This window comes from Sphingomonas silueang (genome assembly GCF_040049155.1).
GTDB classification, from domain to species: domain Bacteria; phylum Pseudomonadota; class Alphaproteobacteria; order Sphingomonadales; family Sphingomonadaceae; genus Sphingomonas; species Sphingomonas silueang.
The window spans coordinates 48,743-58,306 of the sequence record NZ_JBDZDK010000025.1 but is presented as its reverse complement, the minus strand read 5'-3'; the positions used below and the strand labels follow the sequence as shown (position 1 = coordinate 58,306).

The following is a 9,564-nucleotide window of genomic DNA, read 5'->3' as shown; positions in this document are numbered from 1 at the left end:
CGTGATCCAGCACCATCCGTACCGCTCGCTCGCGGACCTCGGCCGCAAACTTGTTCGTCGTCTTGCTCATACGGGCTCCACCTTCTCAGGAGTTGGAGCCTCCGACAAACCCGGCGCGGTTCACGACCACCGTCCAGAAGCGGCGCAGGCGGACGTCAACGATGTCCCGATGGAGCCGAAGGCCGTTCATTCCACCGACACTTGACCGGCTTCGTCCACCGCGCCGCCGTCATGATCGGGCTACGATGCATGCCGATCCGGCCTGGCCGGATCGTGCAACGTCCCGCGACGGGGCAGCGACGATCGCGCCACGGCGGGGTGGCAATAGCCTTTTGGTCCAATGGCGCGCCCGGTGCGGACGGCAGATGCTCGCCGATCGAGACGACCCGGCAAACGGATCGCGACCGACAGGAGATGACCATGCTGCAACAGGCACTCGACGAGTTAAAGGGGCAGATCGCGATCCGATCGCGCTATGACAACTTCATCGGCGGGGACTGGGTCGCGCCGGTGCGCGGCCAGTATTTCGACAATCCGTCCCCCGTCACCGGCAAGACCGTCTGTTCGGTCGCGCGCGGCACCGCCGAGGATATCGAACTGGCGCTCGACGCCGCTCACAAGGCCAGGGACGCGTGGGGGCGGATGAGCGCGGCCGATCGCGCACGCATCCTGCTGAAGATCGCCGACCGGATGGAGGAGCGGCTCCCGCTGCTCGCGCTGGTCGAGACGATCGACAACGGCAAGCCGATCCGCGAGACGACCCATGCCGACCTGCCGCTGGCGATCGACCATTTTCGCTATTTCGCGGGCTGCCTGCGCGCGCAGGAGGGGTCGATCGCGGAGATCGACCACGACACCGTCGCCTATCATTATCACGAGCCGCTGGGCGTCGTCGGCCAGATCATCCCGTGGAACTTTCCGCTGCTGATGGCGGTGTGGAAGCTCGCGCCGGCGCTGGCGGCGGGCAATTGCGTGGTGCTGAAGCCCGCCGAACAGACGCCGATGTCGATCATGGTGCTGATGGAGATCATCGGCGACCTGCTGCCGCCCGGCGTGCTGAACGTCGTCAACGGCTTCGGCGTCGAGGCGGGCAAGCCGCTGGCGCAGAACAGGCGCATCGCCAAGATCGCGTTCACCGGCGAGACGACGACCGGCCGCCTCATCATGCAATATGCCACCGAGAACCTGATCCCGGTGACGCTGGAGCTGGGCGGCAAGAGCCCCAACATCTTCTTCGCCGACGTGATGAACGCCGACGACGACTATCTCGACAAGGCGCTGGAAGGCTTCGCGCTGTTCGCGCTGAACCAGGGCGAGGTCTGCACCTGCCCCAGCCGCGCGCTGATCCACGAATCGATCTACGACCGGTTCATGGAAAAGGCGATTGCCCGCGTGCAGGCGATCAGGCAGGGTAGCCCGCTCGACGCCGCGACCATGATCGGTGCGCAGGCGTCCAACGACCAGCTCGAGAAGATCCTGTCCTATATCGACATCGGCAGGGCGGAGGGCGCCAGGGTGTTGACCGGCGGGACGCGGGCGAGGCTGGGCGGCGAGCTGGACGCGGGCTATTACGTCACGCCGACGATCCTCGAAGGGCACAACAGGATGCGGGTGTTCCAGGAGGAGATCTTCGGCCCCGTCGTCGCGGTCACGACGTTCAAGGACTTCGAGGACGCGATGAGCATCGCCAACGACACGCTCTACGGCCTGGGCGCAGGCGTCTGGTCGCGCGACGGGACGACGGCGTACCGCGCCGGCCGCACCATCCAGGCCGGGCGCGTCTGGACCAACTGCTACCACGCCTATCCGGCGCATGCCGCGTTCGGCGGGTACAAGCAGTCGGGCATCGGGCGGGAGACGCACAAGATGATGCTGGACCATTACCAGCAGACGAAGAACCTGCTCGTCAGCTATTCGCCCAAGGCGCTCGGCTTCTTCTGACATCCTCGGCCGGGACGCCCCTTCCTCCACGCGCTTCCCGGCCTGCTCCGAACGGCGGCTCTCCGATCGCGAGGGCCGCCGTCTTCGTCCCCGGGAGACGCCGACGATGACCGCCCCGCCCCGTGTCCTCTCCACCGCCGATGCCGATGCGGTCATTGCGATGCTGATCGCCCGGCACGGGCCGTTGATGTTCCATCAATCGGGCGGCTGCTGCGACGGCTCGGCACCGATGTGCTATCCCGCCGGGGAGTTCCGCGTCGGCGGCCAGGACGTGCTTCTCGGCCATATCGGTCCCGATCGCGCGATCCCGGTGTGGATCGGCGCGGCGCAGTTCGAATATTGGCGCCATACCCAGGTCACCATCGACGTCGTCCCCGGCCGCGGTGCGGGCTTCTCGCTGGAAGGCCCCGAAGGCGTCCGCTTCATCGTGCGCAGCCGGGTGTTCGGCGATGCCGAGGTCGACGCGCTGGAGGCTGCCGGTCCACCACCACGCGGCGACGGGACGTGACCGCCCGGTCATCTGCTGCCATCATCCCGGACGTGCCGACCCACACCCCCCTTCGTGTCGCCGCATCGCGCGAGCAGGATCCCGAGCTGGCGATACGTGCGCTGTTCCGCGAACTCGACGTGCCCGAATTGTCCGGCATGCTGCTGTTCTGTTCCAACCGCTATCCGCTCAGGGACCTCGCCCGATCGATCGCCGGGCGCAGCGACGGGCTGACCATCGTCGGCTGCACCTCATCGGGCGAACTGACGCCGGGCGGCCTCGACGAAGGTACGCTGACCGCCATCGGCTTTCCCGCCCGCGATTTCCGCCTGACCGCCACCTGCTTCACCGATCTCGACCATTTCGACGCGAGCGACGCGCAGCAGCGGGTGCGGTCGTTGGTGGCGGAGGCGACCGAGGAAACGCGCCATTTCGACCGGCCGGTGAACCATGCCGCCATCTTTCTGGTCGACGGCCTGTCGCATCGCGAGGAAATGCTGACGCTGACACTGCAGGACGCGCTGGGCGACGTGCCGCTGATCGGCGGGTCGTCGGGCGACGGACTCGATTTCCGCGAGACGTTCGTGCTGCACGACGGCGTCTTTCGCCGCGACGCCGCGGTCATCGCCATCCTGTCGACCAACCGCCCGCTGTCCGTTTTCCGCGCGCAACATTATCGTCCCGGCGCGGCGAAGATGGTCATTACCGCCGCCGACACGACGCGGCGCATCGTCCATGAAATCAATGCCGAGCCGGCGGCCGCCGAATATGCGCGGCTGGTGGGAACCAGTGTCGATCGACTAGGGCCGCCGGTGTTCGCCGGTCATCCGCTGATGGTGCGCGCGGGCGGCGAATATTACGTCCGCTCGATCCAGTCGGCCAATCCCGACGGCAGTCTGACCTTCTATTGCGCGATCGACGCGGGGATCGTGCTGACGCTGGGCGAGGCCGACGATATCGTCGCGGGGCTGGACCGCCTGTTCGACCGGCTGGACGCCGACGTCGGGGGAATCGATCGCATATTGGGGTTCGACTGCGTACTGAATTCGATCGAGATCGAACAGCGGCAGGTCCGCGGCGCGGTGTCCGAGCTGTATGCGCGGCGCGGCGTCGTCGGGTTCAACACCTATGGCGAGCAGTTTCGCGCCCTGCACGTCAATCAGACCTTCACCGGCCTGGCGATCGGGCGACCGTGACGGGCCGAGCCGACGATGGCGCGCGCATCGCCGTGCTGGAAGCGCGGATCGCCAAGCTGGAGCGGATCAACGCCGCGCTGATGGACCGCGTCGAACGGTCGACCGACCTGCAGGGTAATGCCTTCTCGGTGTTCGAGACGGCGATCGCGCTGGAGAGCAAGGTGCGCGAGCGGACGGCGGACCTCGAGCGCGCGCTCGACGACCTTGCCGCCAGCAACGCGGCCCTTGCCCATGCCCGCGATACCGCGGATGCCGCGCGGCGGCGCATGGGCGATGCGATCGAGGCGCTGGACGAGGGGTTTGCGATCTTCGATGCCGATGACCGGCTGGTGCTGTGCAATCGCCCCTATCTGTCGCTGTGGCCGACACTCGCCGATCGTATCCGGCCCGGCGTCGCCTTCGGCGAGATCGCCGGTGCGATCTGCGAGGTGGGCCCCACCCTCGGTCGGCTGGTCGCTCCTGCGCGCTGGGTATCGGAACGTATCGGCCACCACCAGGTCGCCGACGGCGGCCATGTGATCGCACTGGCGGACGGCCGGTGGATCCAGGTCAACGAACAGCGCACCAGCGAAGGCGGCATCGTCGGCGTCTATACCGACATCACCAACATCAAGGCCGAGGATGCCCGTGAGCGGGCACGCGAACTCGCCGAGCGCGCGCTGGTATTGCAGGGGACGCTCGACGCCATGCCGCAGGGGGTGTGCGTTTTCGCGCCCGACCGTGCGCTCGTCGCCTGGAACGACCCGCTGCTGACGCTGCTCGACCTGCCGCCCCGGCATGCCCGCCAGCGCATCGCGGATCACGCCGCGCTGCTCGACTGGTGCAGGGCGAAACTGCCCCGTGCCGATGCCGCCGACACGCTCGGCTGGGTCGGCACGAGCGCCGCCGGGCGGGTCGGCACGGACGAAGTGGTCGCCGTCCGCCGCCTGTCCGATGGCCGATCGATCGAGATCCGCCGCCGGCCGATGGGTGACGGCGGCATGGTCATGAGCTTCGACGACGTGACCGAGCGTCTTCGCACCGCCGATGCGCTGGAACAGCGGGTCGCCACCCGAACGCGCGAGCTGGAGCAGGAGGTGCGCGAGCGACAGGCCGCCGAACTTGCGATGCGCGCGGCCAAGACGGCCGCGGAGCAGGCCAATCTGTCAAAGACGCGATTCCTGGCCGCCGCCAGCCATGACCTGCTCCAGCCGCTCAACGCCGCCCGTCTGTTCGTGTCCGCGCTCGCGGGCCGCCGTCTCGCCGCGGGCAACCGCAAGATCGTCGATCAGGCGGCGTCTGCGCTCGACTCGATCGAGGGGTTGCTGGAGGCGCTGCTCGAAATCTCGAAGCTGGATGCGGGCGCGATCACCCCGGAGTTCGGCGACATCCCCCTCGACGAGATGTTCACCGCGCTGCGTGCCGAATTCGCCGTGATCGCGACCGAACGCGGGCTGACGCTCCGCGTCGTGCCGACCCGGCTATGGGTCCATTCCGACCGCCGCCTGCTGCGCCGCATATTGCAGAACTTCCTGTCCAACGCCGTCCGCTATACCCGGCAGGGCAGCATCACCATGGCCGCGCGGCAGGATGGATCGGCGGTAGAGATCACCGTCGCCGATACCGGGCCGGGCATCGACGCCGCCCATCATAGCGAGATATTCGAGGAATTCCGTCGGCTCGACGCCGGCGCGTCGCAGGGCATCGGCCTGGGCCTCGCCATCGTCCAGCGCGCCAGCCGGATGCTGGATCACCCGATCGCCCTGAAGAGTGCGCCGGGCGACGGTGCGACATTTTCCGTCGCCGTCCCGCTCGCCGTCACGGGAACCGCGCGCCTGCCGGCCCCCGCGACACCGGTGCGCGGGATCGGGGTTTCGACGGTGCTGGTGCTCGACAACGAGGAATCGATCCTGGCAGGCATGAAGGCGATGGTCGGCGGCTGGGGCGTCCGCGTGCACACGGCCGCAAGCCTCGACGACGCGCGGGCGATGGTGCGCCGCACCCGGCTGCGTCCCGACGTGATCCTCGCGGATTATCATCTCGGCGGCGATACGCGGGGCGACGCCGCGGTCGCGGCGCTGCGCGCAGATATCGGCGCCGAGGTGCCCGCCGCGATCATTACCGCCGATCGCATGCCCGCCTTGCGCGAACGGCTGATCGCATCGGGGCTGCATGTCCTGCAAAAGCCGGTGAAGCCCGCCCAGCTACGGGCATTGCTGGCCAGCGTCCGCTAGCTGCCCAGGCCGACCTTGCTGGCCTGGATCACCGCCTGTGTCCGGCTATGGACGTTCAGCTTCGACAGGATGGCGGAGACATGCGCCTTCACAGTCGTCATCGACACGTCGAGGTCGTAGGCGATCTGCTTGTTCAATTTCCCCGCGACGACCAGTCCCAGCACCACGCGCTGCTGCGGAGTCAGCGTATCGATCCGTCGGCGGATGCTGGCGATCTCCGCCTCGGCAGCGGAACGCGGCCCGAAATCTTCGGGGATGAAGACGTTGCCCGACAGGATCGACCGGATCGCTGCGACGATCTGGCTGCGCTTCATCGATTTGGGGATGAAGCCTGCGGCCCCATGGGCGATGGCGCCGTTGAGGACATGACTGTCCGCGACCGCCGACACCAGCACGACGGGCAGCGCCGGGAACCGCTCGCGCAGGGTCGCGAGGCCGGAAAATCCCCGCGCATCGGGCATGTTGAGATCGAGCAGGACGAGGTCGAAGTCCCCCTCCCGCTCGACGATCCCGACCGCTTCGGCAACCGACGACGCCTCGAACAGGTCCGCCCGGTCGAAGGCGACCGCGATGACGGTGCGCAACCCGTCGCGCACCAGCGGGTGATCGTCCGCGATCAGGACTCGTTCCACATCCACTCTCCCCGTGGCCGACGATAGCGCCGCTTTCGACCAATGCGAGGTCCGGGTCGTAACGCTCGACACTCCTGCCGATCGATTGCGCCGTGCACGGACGGGAAAGCCAGGGACGCCGGTCGCCTGCAACCCATGTCCAGCCATGCCCGGACGGCGGACTTATTGCACTATCACCCCGACGTGACGCCATTCGTCACGCCGGGGCTTCCGTGAACGCGCGGCCGGCGCGTGTCGCGGGTTCAGCGCAGGTGATGGACCGGCTGAAGCCCGTAGACGGGGGTATCGATCCCCTCCATCCGCGCCTTCAGCTGGAGCGCGAGGTACAGCGAATAGTGGCGCGACTGATGCAGGTTGCCGCCGTGGAACCAGAGGTTCTCCTGCTGCGTGGGTTTCCACATGTTGCGCAATTCGCCCTCCCACGGTCCGGGATCCTTCGGCGTGTCGGAGCCGAGGCCCCAGACCTTCCCGACCCTGTCGGCGACCTCCTGGCTGATGAGGTCGGCGGCCCAGCCGTTCATCGAGCCATAGCCCGTGGCATAGACGATCAGATCGGCCGGCAGCTCGGTACCATCGACGAACCTGACGCCCGTCTCGGTGATCTCGTCGATCTCGACGCCGCTCTTCAGCCCGATACTGCCGTCGATGACCAGATCGCACGCCCCGACATCGATGTAATAGCCGGAGCCCCGGCGCAGATATTTCATGAAGAGCCCGGACCCGTCGGCACCGAAATCGAGCATGAAGCCGGCCTTCTCCAGTGCGGCATAGAAGTCGCGGTCCCGCTTCTTCACCTCGTCGTACACCGGCACGTGGAAGGCGTGCATGATCCGGTAGGGCAGCGAGGCGAAGGTCATGTCGGCCTTGCGGGTCGTCACGCCGTTCGCGACCGCATTCTCCGAATAGAGGCCGTCGAGCACCACGCCGGTAAGCATTTCGGAACGCAGGATATGCGTGCTGCTGCGCTGCACCAGCGTGACATCCGCCCCCGCTTCCCACAATGCCGCGCAGATGTCGTGGGCGGAGTTGTTCGCGCCGATCACCACGACCTTCCTGCCCGCATAGGCATCGGGGCCGGGATGCTGCGAACTGTGATGCTGTTCGCCCTTGAACCGCGCCATTCCCGGAATGTTCGGGATGTTGGGCTTTCCCGACATGCCGGTCGCCAGCACGAGTTGCGTCGGCCTCAGCACGACTTCCTCGCCGTCGCGATCGACGGTTACGGACCATGTTCCGGTCGCCTCGTCGAACGTAGCGTTCCGGGCGACGGTCCGCGACCAATAGTTCACTTCCATGATGCGGGTGTACATCTCCAGCCAGTCGCCGATCTTGTCCTTCGGCGCGAAGACCGGCCAGTTCTTCGGGAAGTCCAGATAGGGCAGATGGTCGTACCAGACCGGGTCATGCAGGCAGAGCGACTTGTAGCGTCCACGCCATTGATCGCCGGGTCGTTCATGCTTGTCGATGACGATGGTCGGCACGCTCAACTGACGCAGTCGCGCGGCCAGTGCGATGCCGCCCTGGCCGCCGCCGATGATGAGCACATAGGGCTGCTGCGTATATCCGAGCGCGGCGGCCTCGTCGGCGCGCTTCTCGGACCAGGTCTTGCGCCCGCGCTTGACGCCGTGTTCGGCGCCCATCGGGCGGGAAAAGCCGCTCGGCTCCTCATGGCCCTTCAACTCGGTCAGCGTCGTCAGGAATGTCCACGCCTTTCCGTCGACCAGACGCAGGACCGCCTCGCCGCGGCCGATGCCGGTTTCGAAGGCCAGCCACGCCGTGACCACGCCGTCCGCCGCTTCCGGCTCTTCCGCGATGCGGAAGGCGACGGTGCCCAGCCCCGGAAGCGTCGCCGCCAGCATGTCGCGCACGCCGTCCGGATTCTCGACGGTCTTCAGGTTCCAGGTGAAGGCGACGAGGTCGCGCCAGAAGCTGACGTCCGCGAACAGCGCGGCGGCGGCATCGGCGTCCCCTTTGGCGAGGGCGGCGTTGAACCGGGCGAGCCAGTCCTCGGTCTGTTGCCGGGCAGCGGACGTGGTTTCGGCGGTCGCAATCCTGCTCATCTCGTTCATATCGTGATCCTCTCGACTATCATGGTGGGGGCGGCGGTCAGGCGAAGACCATGCCGCCGTCGGTCATCAGGCTCCGGTCGGTCATGAAGGCGCGCTGGTCGGACGCGAGGAAGCGCGCGACGCCGACGCTGCCGTGCGGCTCAGAAGACCGCCGCGAGCTTGAAATAGGCAGCGTCGGTGATGGGCACGTTGCGCCCCGCGACGCTGCGCGCGTAGCGCGCCGTCACGGAAAACCTGTCGCCCAGCCCCACCAGCACGCCGGCACCGAGCGCGGTATCGCTTCCGGACGAAAGGGCGACCACGGTGTCGCCGATGCGGCTGCGCGCATTGCGTTGCCAGTCGATCGAGGCGAACGGCTCGAGGCGCGTGCCCGTCTTCACGCTCAGGCGGCCGTTGGCGTGGACGCTGTCGCCCTCGTCCACGATCGGCAGCCGCCCGTCATTCCGCGTGCCCCGCAGGACCACGCCGAGATCTCCCGTGAACGCAAGGCGCTTGCCCTGCCAGTCGAAGAAGACGGAGCTGAGATTGGCCCAGTAGTTGTTGGTGACTTCGCTCGCGCCGATGGGGATGCTCGCGAAGGTCTGGACGCCCGCCGTCGTATTGCCGGTCGGCTTGATCCACATGGCGAAGCCGGTCAGCGGATCGCCGAAGCCGCTCGCCTTCAGGCCCGGTCCGGTCAGGCGGACTTCGGGCTGGATATACTCCCAGGCGAAACCGACGTCGGGCAAGCCCTTGAACGTCCAGAACCTGACATATTTGGTCAGGCCGACGACGAGGGTCTGGTCGGGGCCTGCGACCTCGTTACCGCGGTCATCGAACCGACGCGCGCTATTGTCGTATTCGACATACTGGACCAGGGCGTCGAACGGTTTGAAGCCGTCGGCGGGAAGATTATATTCTTGCGGCCCGATGATCGCAAAGGTGATGTCGCGTGCGGACGCGGGGGTGGAACCGAGCGCGGACACGACCGCGAACCCGGCGCTTGCGATGCGCCGCTGAAAAATCTGCATGGGATTTCCTCTCTCG

At 67.2% G+C, this 9,564-nt stretch carries 8 protein-coding genes; 5 read left to right on the top strand and 3 right to left on the bottom strand.

What is annotated here, in order from left to right; all coding sequences use genetic code 11:
- From ABLE43_RS18080 to ABLE43_RS18060, 5 genes are all read left to right on the top strand, one after another.
- The coding region (locus ABLE43_RS18080; RefSeq protein WP_348979719.1) for a hypothetical protein at positions 1 to 205 on the top strand (205 nt) is incomplete at its 5' end.
- Positions 206 to 420: 215 nt separating this feature from the next.
- Positions 421 to 1,941 carry an aldehyde dehydrogenase gene (gene adh / locus ABLE43_RS18075; protein ID WP_348979718.1) on the top strand — a complete coding sequence of 507 codons (1,521 nt, stop codon included), beginning with the start codon at positions 421 to 423 and terminating at the stop codon, positions 1,939 to 1,941.
- Between the two features lie 106 nt (positions 1,942 to 2,047).
- Positions 2,048 to 2,449 carry a DUF779 domain-containing protein gene (locus ABLE43_RS18070; RefSeq protein ID WP_348979717.1) on the top strand — a complete coding sequence of 134 codons (402 nt, stop codon included), beginning with the start codon at positions 2,048 to 2,050 and terminating at the stop codon, positions 2,447 to 2,449.
- Positions 2,446 to 3,624, top strand: a complete 1,179-nt coding sequence (locus tag ABLE43_RS18065; RefSeq protein ID WP_348979716.1) for an FIST N-terminal domain-containing protein — start codon at positions 2,446 to 2,448, stop codon at positions 3,622 to 3,624. Before ABLE43_RS18070 ends, ABLE43_RS18065 begins: the two co-directional genes overlap by 4 nt.
- Positions 3,621 to 5,837 carry a hybrid sensor histidine kinase/response regulator gene (locus ABLE43_RS18060; RefSeq protein ID WP_348979715.1) on the top strand — a complete coding sequence of 739 codons (2,217 nt, stop codon included), beginning with the start codon at positions 3,621 to 3,623 and terminating at the stop codon, positions 5,835 to 5,837. The genes ABLE43_RS18065 and ABLE43_RS18060 overlap by 4 nt, the downstream gene beginning before the upstream one ends.
- On the opposite strand, the gene ABLE43_RS18055 is transcribed toward ABLE43_RS18060, so the two are convergent.
- The 3 genes from ABLE43_RS18055 to ABLE43_RS18045 form a co-directional block, all read right to left on the bottom strand.
- Positions 5,834 to 6,469 (bottom strand): response regulator, encoded by a 636-nt coding sequence (locus ABLE43_RS18055; RefSeq protein ID WP_348979714.1) that lies wholly within the window; start codon positions 6,467 to 6,469, stop codon positions 5,834 to 5,836. The two genes, ABLE43_RS18060 and ABLE43_RS18055, sit on opposite strands and share 4 nt — an antisense overlap.
- Positions 6,470 to 6,711: 242 nt before the next feature.
- Positions 6,712 to 8,538: a flavin-containing monooxygenase gene (locus ABLE43_RS18050; protein WP_348979713.1), complete on the bottom strand. Its 1,827-nt coding sequence runs from the start codon at positions 8,536 to 8,538 to the stop codon at positions 6,712 to 6,714.
- 140 nt (positions 8,539 to 8,678) lie between these two features.
- Positions 8,679 to 9,548 (bottom strand): transporter, encoded by an 870-nt coding sequence (locus ABLE43_RS18045; protein ID WP_348979712.1) that lies wholly within the window; start codon positions 9,546 to 9,548, stop codon positions 8,679 to 8,681.
- Between the last annotated feature and the right edge of the window lie 16 nt (positions 9,549 to 9,564).